The organism is Vibrio agarilyticus (assembly GCF_012641465.1).
Classification (GTDB): Bacteria; Pseudomonadota; Gammaproteobacteria; order Enterobacterales; family Vibrionaceae; genus Vibrio; species Vibrio agarilyticus.
Map to the genome: position 1 here is coordinate 186621 of NZ_JABAIK010000007.1, position 19955 is coordinate 206575.

Annotated in this window: 19 protein-coding genes; 3 read left to right on the plus strand and 16 right to left on the minus strand. The window is 46.0% G+C overall.

The genetic code is table 11. The features are described 5' to 3' along the window. Positions 1-249 precede the first annotated feature (249 nt). The 5 genes from HGP28_RS09195 to HGP28_RS09215 form a co-directional block, all read right to left on the minus strand. The gene (locus HGP28_RS09195; RefSeq protein WP_168836153.1) at positions 250-1923 is read right to left on the minus strand and encodes a BCCT family transporter; all 1674 of its coding nucleotides are present in this window, start codon (positions 1921-1923) and stop codon (positions 250-252) included. 248 nt (positions 1924-2171) lie between these two features. Then, positions 2172-2903 (minus strand): 3'-5' exonuclease, encoded by a 732-nt coding sequence (locus HGP28_RS09200; protein WP_168836154.1) that lies wholly within the window; start codon positions 2901-2903, stop codon positions 2172-2174. Further along, positions 2900-4786: a DUF294 nucleotidyltransferase-like domain-containing protein gene (locus tag HGP28_RS09205; protein ID WP_168836155.1), complete on the minus strand. Its 1887-nt coding sequence runs from the start codon at positions 4784-4786 to the stop codon at positions 2900-2902. The genes HGP28_RS09200 and HGP28_RS09205 overlap by 4 nt, the downstream gene beginning before the upstream one ends. A 327-nt stretch (positions 4787-5113) precedes the next feature. Then, on the minus strand, positions 5114-5545 hold the full coding sequence (locus HGP28_RS09210; RefSeq protein ID WP_168836156.1) for a DUF4399 domain-containing protein: 432 nt from the start codon (positions 5543-5545) through the stop codon (positions 5114-5116). Between the two features lie 136 nt (positions 5546-5681). Beyond that, positions 5682-7022, minus strand: a complete 1341-nt coding sequence (locus HGP28_RS09215; protein WP_168836157.1) for an aminotransferase class I/II-fold pyridoxal phosphate-dependent enzyme — start codon at positions 7020-7022, stop codon at positions 5682-5684. Positions 7023-7180: 158 nt separating this feature from the next. Between HGP28_RS09215 and HGP28_RS09220 the strand changes: the two genes are divergently transcribed. From HGP28_RS09220 to HGP28_RS09230, 3 genes are read left to right on the plus strand one after another with little or no spacing between them, the layout of a single operon-like run. Next, positions 7181-8200 carry a TauD/TfdA family dioxygenase gene (locus HGP28_RS09220; RefSeq protein WP_246225660.1) on the plus strand — a complete coding sequence of 340 codons (1020 nt, stop codon included), beginning with the start codon at positions 7181-7183 and terminating at the stop codon, positions 8198-8200. Positions 8201-8209: 9 nt separating this feature from the next. Beyond that, positions 8210-9088 carry an NAD(P)-dependent oxidoreductase gene (locus tag HGP28_RS09225; RefSeq protein ID WP_168836159.1) on the plus strand — a complete coding sequence of 293 codons (879 nt, stop codon included), beginning with the start codon at positions 8210-8212 and terminating at the stop codon, positions 9086-9088. A gap of 12 nt (positions 9089-9100) precedes the next feature. Continuing rightward, the gene (locus tag HGP28_RS09230) at positions 9101-9883 is read left to right on the plus strand and encodes a sulfite exporter TauE/SafE family protein (protein WP_168836160.1); all 783 of its coding nucleotides are present in this window, start codon (positions 9101-9103) and stop codon (positions 9881-9883) included. Here HGP28_RS09230 and HGP28_RS09235 read toward each other — a convergent pair. The 11 genes from HGP28_RS09235 to HGP28_RS09285 all read right to left on the minus strand — a co-directional run bounded on the left by HGP28_RS09235 (position 9875) and on the right by HGP28_RS09285 (position 19934). After that, on the minus strand, positions 9875-10510 hold the full coding sequence (locus HGP28_RS09235; protein WP_168836161.1) for an OmpA family protein: 636 nt from the start codon (positions 10508-10510) through the stop codon (positions 9875-9877). The genes HGP28_RS09230 and HGP28_RS09235 overlap by 9 nt on opposite strands. Before the next feature lie 64 nt (positions 10511-10574). Continuing rightward, entirely contained in the window at positions 10575-11831 is a 1257-nt protein-coding gene (locus tag HGP28_RS09240) for a TadE/TadG family type IV pilus assembly protein (protein WP_168836162.1), read from the minus strand. Then, complete coding sequence (tadF, locus tag HGP28_RS09245; protein ID WP_168836163.1) at positions 11828-12379, minus strand: tight adherence pilus pseudopilin TadF; 552 nt, start codon at positions 12377-12379, stop codon at positions 11828-11830. Before tadF ends, HGP28_RS09240 begins: the two co-directional genes overlap by 4 nt. Beyond that, positions 12354-12923, minus strand: coding sequence for a TadE/TadG family type IV pilus assembly protein (locus HGP28_RS09250; RefSeq protein ID WP_246225662.1), 570 nt, complete (start codon positions 12921-12923; stop codon positions 12354-12356). The genes tadF and HGP28_RS09250 overlap by 26 nt, the downstream gene beginning before the upstream one ends. A 1-nt stretch (position 12924) precedes the next feature. Further along, entirely contained in the window at positions 12925-13689 is a 765-nt protein-coding gene (locus HGP28_RS09255) for a tetratricopeptide repeat protein (protein ID WP_168836164.1), read from the minus strand. 15 nt (positions 13690-13704) lie between these two features. Next, the gene (locus HGP28_RS09260) at positions 13705-14613 is read right to left on the minus strand and encodes a type II secretion system F family protein (RefSeq protein WP_246225664.1); all 909 of its coding nucleotides are present in this window, start codon (positions 14611-14613) and stop codon (positions 13705-13707) included. Then, positions 14610-15527 carry a type II secretion system F family protein gene (locus HGP28_RS09265; protein WP_168836165.1) on the minus strand — a complete coding sequence of 306 codons (918 nt, stop codon included), beginning with the start codon at positions 15525-15527 and terminating at the stop codon, positions 14610-14612. Before HGP28_RS09265 ends, HGP28_RS09260 begins: the two co-directional genes overlap by 4 nt. Next, a complete protein-coding gene (locus HGP28_RS09270; protein ID WP_168836166.1) occupies positions 15527-16810 on the minus strand; it encodes a TadA family conjugal transfer-associated ATPase in 1284 nt (427 codons plus the stop codon). The genes HGP28_RS09265 and HGP28_RS09270 overlap by 1 nt, the downstream gene beginning before the upstream one ends. A gap of 38 nt (positions 16811-16848) precedes the next feature. Continuing rightward, positions 16849-18078 (minus strand): CpaE/TadZ family protein, encoded by a 1230-nt coding sequence (locus HGP28_RS09275; protein WP_168836167.1) that lies wholly within the window; start codon positions 18076-18078, stop codon positions 16849-16851. A gap of 9 nt (positions 18079-18087) precedes the next feature. After that, positions 18088-18621, minus strand: a complete 534-nt coding sequence (locus HGP28_RS09280; protein WP_168836168.1) for a hypothetical protein — start codon at positions 18619-18621, stop codon at positions 18088-18090. Then, the gene (locus tag HGP28_RS09285; protein ID WP_168836169.1) at positions 18618-19934 is read right to left on the minus strand and encodes a type II and III secretion system protein family protein; all 1317 of its coding nucleotides are present in this window, start codon (positions 19932-19934) and stop codon (positions 18618-18620) included. Before HGP28_RS09285 ends, HGP28_RS09280 begins: the two co-directional genes overlap by 4 nt. Between the last annotated feature and the right edge of the window lie 21 nt (positions 19935-19955).

The window sequence follows — 19955 nt, forward strand, 5'->3', positions numbered from 1 at the left end:
GCAACAACCAAAATAGAAAAGTGCATACAACTTAATCAGGACAAAATAACCGGAGTAATAAATTTAATAATAAAAGATAGCGCGCCCCAACCAAACTTAAGATTTTTGTCCTGTCGATAATTAACCAAAATATCGATTTTATTAAACTCCTAACGAAAATAATGTGTGACATGCAGCCAGAATGCGTCAATCACACATAAAAAAAGAGCATGAAGTCATGCTCTTTTTTGTGAGGCTCAAAAAATCGACTTATTTCTGAGTCGCCAATTTTGGCGCACGTTTCGAAGGCAAGCGTGGTTCACTGCTTAGCCCTTTAACAACCGCGACCGTTGCCACCAAAAGCACAATGGTAAACGGTAAGCCCGTTGCTACGGCCATGGCTTGCGCCGCGCCCAAACCGCCACCCAACATGAGCGCGATAGCCACAAGACCCAAGAAGCTACACCAGAATACGCGTTGTGGTGTCGGTGCATCCACTTTGCCGCCTGCAGCAATGGTATCAATCACTAATGAGCCAGAGTCCGCTGATGTGATAAAGAACACCACAATCAACACAATACCCACCAATGAGGTGATTTCAGCCATCGGCAATACATCAAGCATTGCGAACAGTTTTAATGGCAATTCAGCATTAAATACCGCTTGGTAACCATCATTCACATATTGACCAATTGCTGTTCCGCCAAAGGCCGTCATCCACAACACACAAACGGTTGATGGAATGAGCATTACGCAGATACAAAACTCACGGACACTGCGTCCACGAGACACGCGTGCAATAAACATCGCAACAAATGGTGACCATGAAATCCACCATGCCCAATAGAACGCAGTCCAACCTTGCGAGAAGTTGACATCTTCACGTCCAACTGGCACCGACAGCGCTGGCGTATTAACAATATAAGCCCAGATATTGTCAAAGAAGCCGGTGAAAATCGCTAGGGTTGGACCGACAATCACCACGAAGAACAGCAGCAGCGCTGCCGCAATCATATTGATTTCGGACAAGCGTTTAACACCACTATCAAGCCCTTTCACCACTGAAATGAGCGCTAGCGCTGTGATGATCACAATCAAAACAATTTTGGTGGTTTCATTAACTGGAATATCAAAAAGATAGTTCAGTCCTGATGCCGCTTGTTCTGAGCCATAGCCTAGAGACGTCGCCAAACCGAATACTGTCGCGACAACAGCCAACGTATCGATGATATGTCCAATCCAGCCCCAAATACGCTCACCAAATAATGGGTAGAAAATCGAGCGCATCGTCAATGGCAAACCTTTGTTAAACGAGAACAGCGCTAAGCCAAGTGCTAATGTGGCGTAGATTGCCCAAGGGTGCAGGCCCCAGTGGTAGATAGTGGCCGCTTGAGCCAGCAGTTCTGCTTCTTTGGCATTCCCAACTGCGCCAGCAAGTGGTGCCCAGTCAGTACGTACACCATCTGCGCCAACGGTCACGCCACCTAAAGCTGAACTAAAGTGTGACATAGGCTCAGACACACCGAAAAATAGCAGACCGATACCCATACCTGCGGCAAACAGCATCGCAAGCCAACCAGTGTAGCTGTAGTCAGGTGTCGCTTCTGTACCACCAATACGGACACGACCTAACGGCGAGACAATAAGACCAAAACAGAGAATAACAAAGACGTTACCTGCGATAAGGAAGAACCAATCAAGGGTTGATATTAACCAACTGCGTAGGCCGGAAAAAAGAGGTTCAACATGCTCACGAAATAGCAGTGTTAAAACGACAAAAAGAATAATAGAGAGGCCTGAAATGGCAAAAACGCGGTTGTGAATATCTAAACCAAAAGGGCCAACTTTTAAAGCAACGTTATCTTGACCGACTTGATAATCAGTATCGATTGCATTGACTTTACCCTCAGGGCTTTGAATACCACCATTATTATCAGTGCTCACGAATTAACTCCTTAAAAACGTGAATACAATGTGAATTGAATCGGATGCAAAAACACTTACTGTATTTTTTGTGGGCATCCATTCGCCAATTTGAAGAGTGTTGTTATTGTTTGGCTCCATTGTTAGAAAATCGAAAAAATTTTAACCCTATTACTGATAATGTAAAGTTAAAAATACTAATCAACCGTGTGACTGAACAATATCTCCCCGCGCAAACGTTTAAATGCGTCCACGTTTAGGGATATTTGCTATTGCCACAATAACTTTATGGGCATTGATGGTTCAAAATGGTACGCCACTTGTGCCTGCCACAATTCTGCCGTGGCCAATGCGTCGGTTAACGCATGATGTGGCGCATAAGCAGGTAATCCATAACGTTCACGCGCATGCGCCAATCGCACCGAGCCAGGCTTTTTCCCTTTGAGCCAATTAAGCCACCCTTTACACTGCTCTCGCTGTACAAAGGCTTCTAAATCCAAGGTATCAATGACTGGAAATTCAATGCCTTCTGCAAGACGTACTAATAGCGCTTGATGGATAAACTCCCGCTCAATTTTTTTGTAGTGGACCACCACAACCTTACCCGCAAGTGCGTTTAACACCTCTTCTAATACAATATTTAGATCCGGCGCCTGTTTAACATCCGAGTCGGTAATGCCGTGAATAATCACCGACTCTTCGTTCATTTCTCGATGCGGGTTAATCACCCAATGCGCGGACTCTTTGCATCGAATACGCTGTAACGAAAACGGCACGAGCCCTATAGTCAAAATAGCGTCATTTTGAGAATCAAGCCCGGTGGTTTCAAAATCTAATGCCACGAAAGGCACCTCAGATAAAGGAGTATCCCCGCTCACCACCCCTTGCTGATAATAATCAATCAAACGTGGATCTTGGGCTTTACTTGCCAAATCGGCAAAGCGCTCTGGCCAATTAGCAACGCCTGAATTATTAAATCTCGCGGCTGTTTTTAGACTCATTTGCTGCTTCTCTGGTAACGGAATTTTATAAAGTTCTGCGCATTACTTAATATTTGAAACGCTGCTTTTAAGTTGCGTCTCTCAAATTCCGACATATTTTCAGGTTCCACACTATTATCCGGTGTTTCACCATTTTCTAAATCCAAAGCTTGATGGCGAATGCGAACCATATAAATAAGCTCCATGGCGTCGCGCAAATCTTGACCACGTCCGTTCGGCAAAATGCCAGCCGCAATAATGTCATCCAATCGTTCAAATGAATTTTGCGCGCGCGAGCCTACCGCAAGTGCGTGTACGCGAACAAGATCGGCCAACGGCGCGGTGCCACGTCGTTTTAGATTGATAGAATTGCGATGACGCCCATCTTTCTCCATGACAAAATCTTTAAAAAAGCCCAGTGGTGGCGTGCGATTAATCGCGTTATGCGCCATACAAGCCAAAAAGCGATTATTCCGCCGCGCGCGACGCACAATAAAACTGCTCAGCTGTTCAGCCCACTTTCTTCTGCCATAAACACCAGTAATATCAAAGAAAATTGAACTATTGAGCAAACGTTCCGGGTTGGGGTTATCTATCCAGTCGGCAAAACAGGTTTCCCACTCTTCTCGTGTTTTACGCCACTTCGGATTGGTGGCCATAATATCGCCCGTACAGTAACTGTAGCCGCACTGATCAAGCCCATCACAAACGAACTTTGCCAACTCAGCAAAATATTCACCATGCAGCGTTTCATCGTAACTATTGTCTAAAATCAGAGCGTTATCTTGATCTGTCACAATGAGCTGTTCATCTCGCGCCATAGAGCCCATTGCCACCAAACAGTACGGAATTGGCGGGGGGCCTAGTTGCTCTTCGGCGAGCTCAGCAAGGCGCTGTTTAAAGCTGGCACCAATCACCGCCATTGCCGTTCCCACCATATGAGCATTGGCATCTTCATCGACCATGCGCACAAAACAATCTTTAACTTGACCAGCAATGCCGCGCAATTCTTCAACCGTCGTTTGCTGAAAAATTGAGCTCACTAGCAACAAACTGTTTTGTGACTCATAACGAACAATATCCGTCATACCGATAATACCAACCGGCATGCGCTCTTTAATAATCGGCAGATGATGCACGTTGTAGCGCAGCATCATTAGCATGGCTTCAAACACATACGCGTTGTAGTCCAGCGAAACCACATCGGTACTCATCACTTCGGCGACGGGTAAATTTGTGTCAATACCTTGTGAGATGACTCGAATGCAGAGATCTCTATCGGTTAATATTCCGAGCAGTCGCTCCGACTCTTCTTCTTCCTCTTCATCCCAAGGCGCCGTGCCTACCACCAGCAGCGACGTCACGTTCTCCTCAGCCATCAGATTGGCGGCTTGCTGTATCGAATGCTGGGGTGAAATCATGACAGGGTCACGCGCGATGATTTTGCGCGCTTTTACCGTAGTCAAGTCATTCCCTTCACCATGATTTGAGACAACCGTCCTCAGTCTGGCGCTGTCCTCAAGCTCCATAAAATCGGCAAAATAATCAAATTCGTCACACAACTGATTAAAAATGTCGGCGGGAATGCAATACACCAAAGTATCTTCAATCGCTTTGGCTGGCATACGCACGCGATTGTTCATTAATAATCCCATTTGGCCAAAAACACAGCCCGTGTCGATACGGTTATATAACTCCCCTTTACGGCGATAGAGTTCCATCGCGCCACTTCGAATCATATAGAGATCTTGAATCTGATCACCCACGTTGAGCACCATGCTGCCGGCGCGGTAGTAGGCAACCTCAACATTCATTGCAATATGACGTAGTTTGTCGTCTGGCAGATCATCAAAAGGGGGGTATTGGCTGATAAAATTAAGTACTTCGAGTTGTTCAGCTTCCATGTCCATATCCGTGATGGGTATTTATCGCGAAGATGTAACATTAAAAGAACGTTCTAACAATGATTTAGATCTTGAAACTAACAACTCTTGCCGTCCAACCACTAAGCAACTGGACTCCAAAAACAAAAAGGGGAACTACCTAGGGTATGAGCGTATATACCCAAACAACTTAAAGATGCAGGTAGGCGGCAAACGAGCAAAGCCTCTGAGCACTTCGTGAACATAGATGAGCTATGTGATGAGGTCTGTCAGTGTCAGTCAACACCGCTGCAACTTCAAGTAGGACGGGGATAGGGAAACGACGGGAGGCAAGCTCCCGCACACCACTTATTCAACATTGACCGTAATTACCTGAGACACCACCGGCTTCTCATGGGGAATGTGATTGCCATCACCGAGTACCAACTGCAAGGTATGCTTACCTGGCTCTAATGTAATAAACGTCTGGGACTGCGCTTTGCCAAAATGCAAAATATTTTCGGTTGCAGGCAGTGGCACCGCCATATCGGGTACAGAGTCAACATCGATTAATAAATGATGATGCCCTGTGTTTGGCTCAAATGTGCCAGCCGGCGCTAACGTCATCCCTTCGATACCAAACTCCACTTTAAATGTGGCCGGTACCGTTGCACCATTTTTCGGTTCAATGATAAACACCCTGGCCCCTTCTGGGGAGGGCGTGGCTGCAAAAACAGAGCCGGACACCAGTCCCCCACAGGCACAAACTATCACCACCAACGCACGAACGATTAAGTTCATTACCTCTCTCCTCACGTTAGTTAACCCCCATTAAGCGGGCTAATCCGCAAAAGTATTGATGGCATTGGTCGACTTTGCCCTGCAAATCCTGCTGATGCTTGAAAATGAAACGTTATCCTACCGTGTGCTTGGTCGCTTAGAATGGAAAAAGCGTATTCCTATTGGTTTGTAGCAAGGCTTGCAGTGCATGCAGCCCCTGCTTAAAACGAGCCTCATCAGAAATGGACATTAATGACAACCGCACATGGTCGGCCACTTGCCCATCGGCACTAAAATAACTGCCGCTGGTCACTAATATCCCCTGATTTTTTGCTTCCATTGTAAACCTATCCGCTTGCCAGTCTTGAGGTAATGGTAACCAGATATGATAGCCATGAGCTTGCCATGAGACTTGAGTCAGAATATCAGCGGCGATCTGGCGACGACGTTTCGCAATATCTCGCTGAACCGCCGCGATACGAAACGCCTCTTGTGATTCAATTAAACATGTCGCAGCAATAAAATTGAGTGGTGACGACAGCCAAATATCGGAACGTATGAACGCATTTAACACGTTCACTTGCGGTTGTGGCGCTTTAATAAAGCCGCACCTCATCGCCGGACTTATCGCCTTAGATAACGCCGAGATATGGAAGGTATAATCCGGAGCAAAATTGGCAATCGGCTCACAAGGCGCCTCATTTAAAAACGCGTAGATATCATCTTCAATGAGCCAAACTTGATGTTGATTAATCAAGTGAGCAATCGCCTTTTTGCGTGCTTGCGACATCAATGCACCGGTTGGATTTTGATGATTTGGCACCACAATTACCAATGTGGGATCATGCTCAACTAATGCCGCTTGTAAAGAATCTGGGCATAGACCTTGCTCGTCCAACGCGACGCTCACGACTTGCCTACCCGCTAAACTTGCGATCGCCAGAATCCCTGGGTAAGTCAATGCTTCGACCAAAATGGTATCACCAGGTCGAGTCATACTGTGAATGATCAAAGAAAGGGCGTGCTGCGCGCCGTTGGTTAATAGCGTGTTGCTGCTATTACCACCCAGTAACCCGTACTCTTTTGCCCACATAACGCCGGCCTCGCGATGCGCTTCGTGGCCCGAGCCTTCGACATACCCGATCGCCACAGCAGAAAACTGCTCTGCCGCTTGCTGGTAGGCTTTTTTAAGTGGTGCAACATTAACGTCGAGACAAGGCTGCAACAATGAAAAATTAAAGTACTTTTCATCATTCGGGGCTTGTATCGCTTGCCCCAATTCAGTGTGCGCTCGAACAAAGGTTCCTCGACCAACAAATGAGTCTAGTCGCCCACGCTCACTCAACAATTTATACGCCTTAGCGATCGTCGCGGGGGTCGTTTTAAGTTCATCCGCTAACGCTCGGTGAGTTGGCAGCTTTGAATTGGGCAAATACTCACCACTATTAATTTTTTGCTCAATTATTTCTGCAATTTTTGTGAATTTATCGTCACTCACACGGCATCTCCTAAAAAGAACTTGGTCATTATAAAGCAATGCTTCTGCCTATTCGCTCAAAAAATCCATTTTCAAACAATTATGACAATTGACATATGTCATTGTGAATAATAGTCTAGTTCAAAACGAAATACTAACAACAAAACTTAGGCTAGATGATGTACAAATATCGCGAAAGAGACATTCCACCTCCAACAATAAATGAAATACACCTATCGTATGACGCGAATAGAAAGATAAAAAATGCCTTTCAAAGTTTACGATTAAACGGAGATAACGCCTGGCTTAACGCAAGGGACTGGCTAGGCTCGACAATCCAACATGCCATTTCACCATCGCAACTCAGTGCCCTGGTTAAATTTAAGCAAGATCCCGCAAAAACCGCACTGATTATACGTGGGCTTCCTATTGATTCTGAACTTGGCGCAACGCCTTATGGTGGTTATCTCGCTCCAGAGAAAACACCGGTTGCAACGGGCTGCCACATTGGCATATATCAATTAATGCAAATTGAACCAATATCTTACATCAATGAAAACAAAGGATTGTTGTTTCGCCACGTCGTACCGTCGACCAAAGGTCAACAAGAAAAATCATCGCACGGGTCGATACACACCTTCGGCCATCACGTCGACAACCCCGATTTGCCGCTGAAACCGGAACCGATTCAAAATGAAAGCCGCTGCCCTGAATTTTTATCACTCATGGCCCTTCGATCAGACTTAAAGGTGAGATCCAATTTTATTTTGCTCGACGACATTATTAACAATTTAAGCCAAGGTGTTATCGAAGAACTTAAAAAGGCGAATTACCATATTCAGCGTCCAGACTCTTTTGGACAAGCAAAAATCACTCGGCTACCACTTGTGGTCTGTGGACCAGATGGCGTGCTTTCTTGTCGTTACGATAAAGAAAATACAACCCCACTGACCGAACAAGCCGCAGCCGCCCTAGTCATGCTTGAAGCTCAACTTAAAAATGGACAGATCAAAAATGACATCACCTATCAACCAGGTGATTTCTTAATCATCAAAAATCAGCGTGTTCTCCATAGCCGAGAAGGTTTTCGCTCTCGAAATGACGGCGCTGATCGATGGCTAATACGATTATTCGGCATGAGCTCACTTGACCAAATAATTTCAATCAATAATGCATCACCACACATTGGAAAAGATTAAGGGAATAATATGAAAATCACAGACATTGCGTTTATTGGCCTTGGTGTCATGGGGTACCCAATGGCCGGTCATTTATCCAATCATGGACTAAGGACCAAAGTATTTAATCGCACATTAGAGAAAGCCACACACTGGCATAACCAATATCAGGGGGAAATTTGCCAATCACCTAAAGCGGCGGCACAAGATAGTGATGTTGTTTTTCTCTGTGTTGGCAACGACGATGATGTTCGAAGTGTGGTATACGGTGACTTTGGTGTTCTTGCGGGAATGAAATCTGGAGCGACCCTTGTCGATCATACAACGACATCCGCAGAATTGGCCACAGAGCTTGCTGCAGCATGCGCAAACTACGGCGTTAATTTCATTGATGCGCCAGTCTCCGGCGGGCAAGCAGGAGCCGAGAATGGTACGCTAACCGTCATGTGCGGCGGTGAACAGACCGTGTTCGATGCCCTTATTCCTATATTAAATTGCTATAGCAAACAGGTATCACTCGTGGGAACTCATGGTCAGGGTCAGCGCTGCAAAATGGTGAACCAAATTTGTATTGCTGGCGTGCTGAAAGGCCTCAGCGAAGGCCTAGCGCTAGCACAAAAATCCAACCTCGACATAGCCCAAGTCACAGAAGTGCTAAAACACGGCGCCGCAGGGTCATGGCAAATGGAGAATCGCGCTGTCACCATGTCACAAGGGCAGTTTGATTTTGGTTTTGCAATTGATTGGATGCACAAAGATCTTATGATTTGCATGAATGAAGCCAAAAAATTAGGGCTGTATCTGCCTCTAATTAAAGATGTTGACAATTCTTACGTTGAACTGCGCAAACAAGGCTTTGGCCGATTAGATACGTCTGCGCTGTTCAAATCGTATAGTCAAACAGCATAAGGGAGATAAAATATGGAATGGCTCGGTAGCGATATTACTCTATTAGTTTTATTAACCTTAATGGCGGCAGCTTTTGCCGCAGGCTTTATTGACTCTGTCGCAGGTGGCGGCGGTTTAATACTAGTACCCTCTTTTATATTGGCCGGTTTGCCGCCTCAAGTGGCGCTTGGCCAAGAAAAAATTGTCAGTACTCTAGGAACCATCGCGGCTATGCGAAACTTTATTCGCAATAAACGTGTAATATGGACTGCGGCCGCAACTGGTATTCCCGCAGGACTTATTGGTGCTTATATCGGCGCAGAAGCCATTTTGTATTTTGACCCAAATACAATTGGTAAAATCATTTTAGCCATGCTGCCATTTGGTATTATACTCTCCTTTATTCCCAAAAAATCAAAGCATCAAGCGAATGATGACAAAATAAACCCCATGACCCTCTTTATCGGCGTTCCTCTTGCGGTGTTTATTATTGGTTTTTATGATGGTTTTTTTGGACCGGGAACTGGCAGCTTTTTAATTCTAGCACTTCACTATTTGTTAAAATTTGATCTTGTGGCCGCTTCTGCTACATCAAAATTATTTAATTTCTCTTCCAACATTGGTGCCTTAGTCGCATTTATCATTTCGGAAAATGTGCTTTATATGCTTGCCATCCCTCTTGTAGTAATGAATGTTCTCGGCAATCACTTAGGCAGTTCTTCTGCAATAAAGTATGGTCCAAAGTTAATTCAAAGAACCATTTCTTTATCACTTAGTCTGTTAACTGTCTCATTGGGATATAAGTTTTTATTCTAATATCACCACATCAACACGGCGATTGGCTTGACGTCCTTTTGCCGTTTGATTAGTCGCAATCGGCTCATTTTCGCCTTTTGACACTGCCTCTAAACGATTTGGAGCAAGCGCCTGCTGCACTAAATAATCATTAACACTCGTCGCTCGCCGCCAGCCTAAGTCAAAATTATACACAGCGGTTCCCACATTATCTGTGTGTCCTTCAAGAAGCAAAAACTGTTCTTGCCCACGCATTTTACTGACTAGTGTATCTAGTACATATTGCGACTCTTGCGTTAATTCGGCTCGGTCAAAGGCAAAATAGACCCGCGCCACAAGCTCCCCCGCATCGTAATGCGTGATTTGACTCTTCGTTAACAAGTATTCGGCGCAATCAGGATCAATACCCGCCTCAATAAGCGCTCGCTCAATAAGCGCCTCAGTTATCTCATAATCACTCTCTTTTTCGAGCAACATAAAGCCGCCTTGGTTCAAGGCCACAGCTTGTGGCGCGCCAAATCGAACACTTTGTTGCTCGTTGAGGCCTGGCTTGGCGCAATAACGAATAATCTCCGTAGCGTCTTGCGCCATCAGCGAAGTGATTGGCTGCAGCGCAAATAAAAGAACACTGTATTTCACTAGGTTCATGTTTTACTCCTTACCCTTGAAACTTAAAGTTACAGCGTTATTTACTGAAACTCACAAATTTCAATTAATGTAGATGACCAATCTCTTCACTAATCAATTCTAGTATTTTGTTGAGAATGTCATTCTTATTTTGTGCTTTAAATACATTTTCTGCCCCTGCGCAATCTTGCAAACCGCGATTACTCGCAACATCGTAATCAAATCCTATGACTGCAATTCGAGAAACCACTTGCTGATTACCGGAAATTTGTCTATCCAATTCGCTACGAATTTTGTGGCAAATTTGGTAGGTGCTGCCATAAAGATTGTTCGCAATCGTTTTATTTTGAATACCCGACGTTGATCCATAATCATTGCCATCAGAAAGAATAATCATCAGCCGGCGCGGATTACTTCCCAACGCTGCCAATTGTGCTCCTCGAATTACCCCTTGAATTGACGATGTTGTACCACCGGGACGAAATTGCCCAATAACGCGATTAAATGATTCAAAATCTGTGGTCGGTAATACATCATGAAAGCTCGCACTCGTATTGTTCACGCACCCCACTTTGGGCACAAACACTTGAGTGACCGTTTTTCGATAATCTAAAAGCCCTGCAGTATAACGAAGCTCATTGACAAAACAGGTATTTCCCGCACCATCCCCATTTTGCAGTCGAACATATTGATTGTAGCCAACCAAGGCTACTGTGTTATCGTCGGCATGAAGGATGTTATTAAACTTTTGCAGTTCAACCGTCACCGCATCGATAACATCGAGTAAATCTTGGTATTTATATTGATTGCCACCAGACCAATCCCACCCCATTGACCCCGAATAATCGGCCACAAAAACCACATCGACCGCATTGTCTTGATATTTGCGCGCAATTGACTCCCCGCCAATCTGATAGGTTTTTTCACTAGCATCAAAATGCCCAGAAAAATAAGGATCATGATCCGTGGTGGCGGTCACTTGATATTCAAAAAAGCGCGAGTTTCCTTGAGCCAAACCAGTGACACAATCGGGAATTTGCTCGCAGCTTAATTTGATGATTTTTAAAGCATCAATCTCTTCCATCCCCGTCATGTAGTGCGAAACGTAAGATCGCGCAATACGTTGATTCACCGCGCTTCCGTTTCCCGAGCCGTCATCTTCGTTATCATCATTGTGCGCGGCAATCGCAAGACTGGCCGCTTCAAGTGCATCTTGTAAGCGCGCTTTATCTTGCAACATTTGCGCCCCATCCGTCGCGAGACTAAAAAGGCCAAACAGCGCAGGAATTAATAGCAAGCATAAAATCGCGGCATGACCTTGTTGTGTTTGAGTATTCATCATCGACCGACCACCACCGCGCTGGATGAGACCATCGCAAAACCATTATCCAACACTTTCTCCACCATATTTTCAGTCGAATAACACAAGGTCACACGGTACAAAGTGGCTTTGCGCCCCCAAGACGTGACGACGGTTAGATCATTCTCTACTTGAGATAAGGGCGCGGTAATTGTGCAGGCTAACGTACCGCGACGTAAGGTTTTTAGGCTATTCGCCGAGTGGTCGGAGGCGTATGTTTGCTCTTCAAGCACCATTCCAAAGCGCGCGACATCAAATGAACCCGTTGTCCTTGTTAACGAATCACGCACCACCCTAAACACCAGATCCGCGTCTTGAGAAGAGGTAAGATAATTTTCACCGTATAATTGCGTTCGCTCTTTAACCAAACTCGTTGCGGAGTAAGACAACCTATCTAGCTTGCCCTTCATCGACAGCTTTTCAATAATGTCGGCCGAAAACAAAAACAAAACGCCGAGAAAAATCCCAACTAACGAAAACTCTATCGTGAAGGTCCCCGCCTGCTTAATAGTTGAATTGATCACGTTCATACTCCTGTACCACGATGACCTCTCGACCAAAAACCTCCTTAGTATCAATGAAATAATCAAATATACTGTCAAATTGATACCCGACATAATAAATGGCGATAGCGGAGTTTTGCGCAACGCCACACTCCGCCATTTGTTCACCTTGAGGCGGAAGGCAGATCGTTTGAACTTGGGTTAACGCGTTGATGTCTTGCACATAGCGAACTGAGGCACGAAACTGGTTTTTGTCCATAAATCCCCCCCAAAAGCTGTCATCTTTTTTAAGCTGGCGTTCAAATGCGTCCATATAGGCCTGAGTGCCTTTTTTGGCCGAACGGGATGCTTCTGCTATCGCAACATCATTCACCGCAGAGACATACGACATATAACTCAACTCAGCCCATGCCATCACCATGAGCCAAAACAGGAAAAAACCCAATGCAAACTCAATCGAAATCACCCCAGATTGACGACTGCGCTTAGTCTTGCGTTCTGTAATAAGACACTTGCATTTCATGGCGACGCTACTACTCGCCTGTAACCGCCGCGTGGGTCTCGCCTTCATATTATGGACTCTCCACTGATGAAGGGGCTCCGTTCGTGACTGCCATGCGAAGCGCGACAAATAATGCTTCACGCTCGGAAGCATTATAGCGATTGATATAAAGCGCTTGAAAAGGCTCATAATGTCCAGCTTTAGCATAAGCTAACGCTAAATTGGCAATCAGCGTGTCATCGCGCCGGCCAGCCTGATAAAGCGGTTCCAACCGAGAAATGGCCAGTTGATAGTCTTTAAGCAAAATATCGATAACCGCTAGATTGTTCTTGATGGTGGCATCGTCAAATAAATTTTCCCGCGCTGCATAAAAATAATGCCAAGCACGGTTCATATCCCCCTTTGATGCGTGCGCCATGCCAAGTAAATTTTCGACCTCGGCGAAATCTGGACGTAGCGCCAACGCTTGGGTTCCAAGCTCAATCGCTACATCTAATTGGTTTTTCGCAAAAGCAATTTTCGCCCCGAGCCAATACCCTTCGGCCGACGTCTGGCTTTGTTTATTCAAACGCTGATAATGAAAATCCGCCGAATCAAGATCGTTTGCCAATAAATAGGCATCGATTAACGCCATTTGAATCGTAACGTCATCACGATTTTGTTTTAAATACGTTTTGTAATGGGTGATCAATTGTGGATAGTCTTGAGTTTCATGCAGTAAATCCGCTTTTGCAGTAAACGTAGCCTGAGCGGTTTGAGTCATGGTCCCCGACACACACCCGTGTAGCATGATCGTTATCACGAGTACCCAGCCTTGGTGTAAATTCAGTGACATTGTTATAACGCCTCCCTAAGCCCCAGACATCAAACGCAATATACCCGGCGCAGTAATCAACACCACAATGGGTAACATAATAAATAAGATCAGCGGCACCGACATTTTCGCGGCTAATTTGCCAATTTTTTCTTCCAAGTTGAGCATTTGAATTTCACGTATATCGACAGACAAGGTGGCCAATACATTTGAAATTGACGAACCATATTGCAAGCTTTGGCTCAGCGTCATAACGAAACTACGTATTTCGGCCGTAGGAATCCGGTCATACAACTCATTCAGCGCCGCTTCGATACCCACCAGCATCGCGCGCTCATTCGTCTTTTTGAGCATATATGCTAAATCTGGATCAAAACTTTCCATTTCTGCCGCGAGATAACGCATTGACGATTCAATCGTCATGCCGGTTTGTACACAGACACCCATCAAATCGAGCAAATAAGGCAAACGATCTGAAACGCCGCGTTGCAGGTTGTGCTTACGCATCGTTAAATACCAATCCGGTCCAAGCAAACAGACCACCATCCATACACTGGCGTACAGCAAAAGCCGACTCGGCTCGAGCTGCCCTTGTAGCCAAGCAAACATCAACCCTAGCGCTCCCAACGTGAGCACACCGTACTTCAATGGAAACAACCATTTATCAAAACGGCCATGGTAAATGCCTGCCGCTATCATTTTTTCTCGCACATCACTTTCGGATAGAGAGACGACACTGCCAATAACACTGTTAAACGAATGCAAAAGTTGATGCCCACGCATTGATTTAGCCGTGCTTAAACCATATCGCTGCAAACGCCGCTGGCGCGCGACGCGGATCATGACGTGATAACCAATTGACGCCAACACAATGACACCAACCCAGACCAAAATAAGCCAGTGCGCAGTGGTCGAGGAAAGCCATTGCCAATGTGAAGTCATCATCGTACCCCTTTCATGAGTAACCAGATGATCGCCATACCAATCAATTCACTGCCTAGCATGTAATAGAGAATCGGCCTTCCCTGTTCATTGAACATGATAAACTCGTAGTTTTCCGGGCTCATACTCTGCATAAAAAATAAGAAGATAAAGGGGATTGCACAGACAATTTTGGCCGACATTCGCGCTTCTGCCGTCAGAGCATATTTCTTCTTATCGAGCGCTCGCGCATCAAACATCGAACGATTTAAACGTGTGATTACCGCTTTTAACTGACCGCCACGCTGCATATTGGCACGCAACGTGATCACAAAAAAATGAAAGGCTGGATAGGGAAATCGTGCACACGATTTTTTCAACACCTCATCTGGGCTTTCGCCAAGCTGAAGCCGCTCGCCCATTCGTTTAAATTCAGCTCCCACCGCATTGTCTAAAGATTTACCGACATAAACGATGGCATGCATGATACTTTCACCCGACGAAACAGCGCTTGCCAACATATTGAGTGCATCGGGAAACGCGGCTTCAAACGTCTGTTTTTCACGTTGCTGCAACCATAAATAAGCGCAAATTAACCCAACGACCTGTGTCAATATCACAACCAGTAACAGCGAACCTCGAAAAAAACGACTGTTAATTTCAACTGCAGCAAGATATAGCACCACCATCAAGAGTGCGATTTTGAGATACGAATAACGCCCTATCTGTTGATGCACGTTGTGCCATTGGTCTTGCATGCGTTGCCGCCACGTTTTATCGGTCAACGATTTGATGTCGACCGCTTGGCCTGTTTCATTGATGACACTGTTGACCAAAATGGTGCGATTGAACTCTTCAATGTAGCGACGTTTCTTCTTTGGTTGACGCATCGCTAACGCAAGAAGCAATATTCCAACACCAATCAAGAGCAAAAACATTATGTTGTCGCTCCCATGGCGAATAGGGATTCAAGCTGAGATTGCAACCCAAAAAATCGCGCTTTTTCCACCAGCACCGAGCGTTTCATCAGCCCAGGGGTAATAAAGTTTCCTTGAACCTTGTGAGTATTCTCTTCACCCGCTTGTGGCTGAAAACGAAAAATCTCCTCTAAAACCACATTGTCCCCTTCGATGCCCACCACCTCAGCAATACTCATCACTTTGCGGCTTCCATCGTGAAGACGACTCACTTGAATAATCAAGTCAACAGCACTGACTATCGTGCGACGAATCGCGGTTAATGGCAGATTGTTGGTTGCCATCATGACCATCGCCTCAACACGAGCAATGGCATCGCGCGGTGAATTGGCATGGAGGGTTGACATGGAACCATCATGCCCCGTATTCATTGCCTGCAGCATTTCAAAGGCTTCAGAGCCACGGCACTCACCGACAATAATCCGGTCAGGTCGCATTCGCAGCGCATTGATCACCAAATCACGTTGATAAATCGCGCCAGTATTTTCAATGCCTGCCGTACGTGTTTCTAAACGCACCACATGTGGCTGCATCAACCTCAGCTCTGCAGCGTCCTCGATCGTGACAATGCGTTCTTTTTCAGAAATATATTGAGACAAGGCATTTAGCATTGTGGTCTTACCGGACCCTGTGCCACCAGAAATCAAAATGTTAAGCCGACAACGAGACGCTATCATCATCAGTTGCGCCATCTCCGGACTCATAGCGCCAAATTCAGACAGTTTCTTTAGATCAATGGCTTGTTTGCGAAATTTACGAATTGAAATCGAGGTGCCATCAATAGCAATTGGCGGGATCACAATATTCACGCGGCTGCCATCGGCTAAACGCGCGTCACACAATGGCTGCGACTCATCAACACGCCGGCCCACTTGTCCCGCGATCCGTTTAGCAATATCCAGCAGTTGAGCATGGTCGACAAAATTAACCTGACAAGGCTCAACCAAACCGTTGCGTTCAACAAAGACACTTTCGTGCCCATTGATCATAATATCACTCACCTCTTCGTCATCCATGAGCATCTGTAGCGGCCCGAGGCCTCGTAGCTCATCCACTAAGTTGCGCACAAAATCGGAACGCAACGTCGCAGGGACTGGCAACTGCTCTTTATCAATTAGCATTGCGACCGCTTGCGACAACTGCTCCGATAGCTGACGAGTATCCAATCGGTTGATCACCTCAGGATCGAGCGCATCAAAAATGCGTTTGCGCAGCTCTCGATAAATCTCTTTCGCCCCTTGCATCTTTGCTCCTTATGCGTTTTTACACATTGCGCGTCATATTATGAAAACAGGGATAACAGAGGGCGCTTTGGGGTTTCCTCACCAAAAATGGATGCGGCTAAACTTTGCAAAGCTCGACCACTTTTGCCACGAGCATCGCTCATTCGTTTATCGTCCAATATTTGAGCATCGACTTTTTTGATAAATGGCACCACCACATCAACTCGGCGCCTTAGGTATTGTTCAACTTCGGTTTTCGTCACCGTAGCGTTGACCGCTGGCAGGTTGTAATTTAAGACCACCAACGTACGCACCTTTTGTCCGGTCGCTTCGGACTCGGCTTGCAACAGATGATTAAGCCTTGCGGCTTCACGTAGTGATGAAATCGTCGGTGCAACAACAAGAATGATACAATCGGACGTATCGACGATCTCGTGCGCTGAAAGCGTGGCGACCGCACTGGCGGATAGGTCGTCCAGCACAAAGTTGACTTCCTCAGAGACAAACGCCGTAACATGACGGCTGTATTCCTGCAATTCGCTAAACGCTATGTCTTGAGAGGTTAATGCAAGCACAGAAAGCTGATTCCCTTGCTTGGTCAATAAGCTCTGTGACGAGGTAAAATCGAGATTAGCAACGAGTGAACCAGCTCGAATTTCTCGTTTTTTAAATTTTTCTATCCCCATCATGATGTCGAGGTTACTGCTGTAAAAGCCATTATCGACCACGACACACGAACTGTTTCGTTTGTTAACCAGATGGTGGCTCATTTCAGCGCAAAGCCATGTGGTTCCGACGCCCCCTTTGCAGCCAATAAAACTTATTTGTTTCGCTCGACGCTTTTTACTGAGCCCGCGATTACCACGGACGTTTTCTTGTACACTGAGTACAAAATCGATCAGTTCATTTTTATTAATCGGCCAAAATAGGTAATAAATTCCCATAGATTTGAGTTTACGAATGGTTGAAATGCAGTCTTCACTGCCAATCACCACTAAAGAGGCACCATTAGGCAAAAGCTGTCTTAGCCGCGCCGCATCCTCCGCCACATCGTCACTGTGATTAAGTTCGATGATGATCACTTCAAGTGATTCCACCCGCGCATGTTGGGTCACTTTGTCATCGGTGAGTGGATGAAACTCCGGTTGTTCCAACCCTTCAAATCGATACGCTTCAGCAACCAGTAGTCGGCAAGCGTCACTTTGGTAAAACGCGACAGAAGAGACATGACGCACGACCTCATTGGGGCTCTCTTCACGTTTTTTTAGTACATCAACCAAATCAAACATAGAGACTCCTTATTCTGCCCAGTTAGGGTTAACAAGCATTTTTTCGGGATGAACCATGCTTTGCCAGCGCCCGCTTTCTGGCGCGCACCCTCCCTCAATAGCACCATACTCGCCAATCGAAGCGTAAGGACACAGCGGCGATAGCACATGGTGCGCCGTCATCGAAAGTCCAAGATCAAAATGCTGCGTCGCCTGTTGCGAGCCACTTAATACCACTTGTTCAGCACTCACCCCAGCTTTTTGCAGATGCTGCTTTAAGCGCTGAGCCATTTTTTTCCCCTTCACAGAAGTCCAAACTATGGTGACGGGTTCTTGGGTAATGGTTTGCCAATGCTGATCGACGTAATCGAGCAGTTGCTCCCACGCTTGCGACTCGTGTTTAATCGTGAGCTGATAACCATAACTAATTGGGATAACATCAAACGTTGGGCCCTGCCGCTCCGATATATGCTCGGCACACCCAACCGCACTGCTCATAAACACGGCGAATAAGAAACGAATCACCACCGCGCGGTGCGATGCGAAGCGAATTGCGTTCATCATTGTTTAAACCCTCCGGTGGCGAGCACCTCTTGCACATGAGCACTTGCCGCTTTTGGATAACCAAGTTTGATATTGAAAAAACGCTCTAGGTTGGAGCTGCGCTGCAGTGTGGGAAGTTGAATTTGCGATGGGTGTATCGGCTGAACCAGATTGACGGTTGCGACAATAATCAGCTCCGTTTTGGTGCGCTCGGTTGAGGTATTGCGAAACAGCCCCCCTAGAACCGGAATGTCGCCGATATAGGGAATTCGGCGTAAAGTTTCCCGATCTTCTGTACTTAACAGACCACCCAAGATAAAACTTTGCCCATCACCGAGCTCTACGGTTGTGCGCGCGCGGCGAGTGCGCAGTGCGGGCAAATCGTAGTTTTCATTTTCGTACTGATTATCTAACGCACTCACCTCTGGCAGCATAGATAGCATGATTTTCTCATCACTCAGCACCTTGGCCATGAGCTCTAGACGGACGCCATATTCTCGGTATTCCACATCCGTTGCCCCGTCGATAACCGTCACGACCGGAATTTCTCCACCAGCAAGAAAACTGGCGGTCTCACCTGAAATTACCGACAAGTTAGGCTCAGCAAGCACTTGACCAACGTTATCGTCACCAATGGCGGTGATCACCGTAATGATGTCGCTTGCGCTAAAACGGGTGAGCTGATCAACAAATACGCCGGGCTCTAATACACCAATTTCAATCCCAAACTCTTCTAAAAATCGATGCGTCACTTCGGCAATGGTCAACTTCACATTAACTTGTTTGGTGGTGATGACATCAATGTTATTGACCAGTCCCGGAAAGCGGTAACGACGCATAAATTGCATCTCATAGATCTGATCGCCCAAGTCCCAATTAACATTGGTGATTTCGGCCTCCATCCCGAGTAATTCACCAGCAAGACGGTAGATTTGCTCGCGTATTTCATCCGATGCAACCGTGCCACTTAACACGGCTTGCTCACCGAGGTTATAAATCGAGACATCACTGTTGGGGTAGCGCAATTGAATCTGCTGCTGGATATGGTGCAAACTTTTATTGACCACGAGCTTGCGGTTTATCAGTGTCTTGCCGTCTTTATCAAACACCATAAAGGCGGTATTACCTATGGTCCGACCAAAGAAGACCACTTTATTTTTTTCAATCACTTGGTAATCTGCCACCTCAGGATTGGCGACAAACACCGAACCAATTTCAACTTGTGTTGCAATTGCCTTTGCATCCCCTTCCGCCAAATTAACAATTCGCGCGGCATTGGCATAACTGGCTAGGCACATGACCCAGAGCCATCCATATTTTGCCCATCTTTTCATCCCTGCCCCCTAGACACGTCT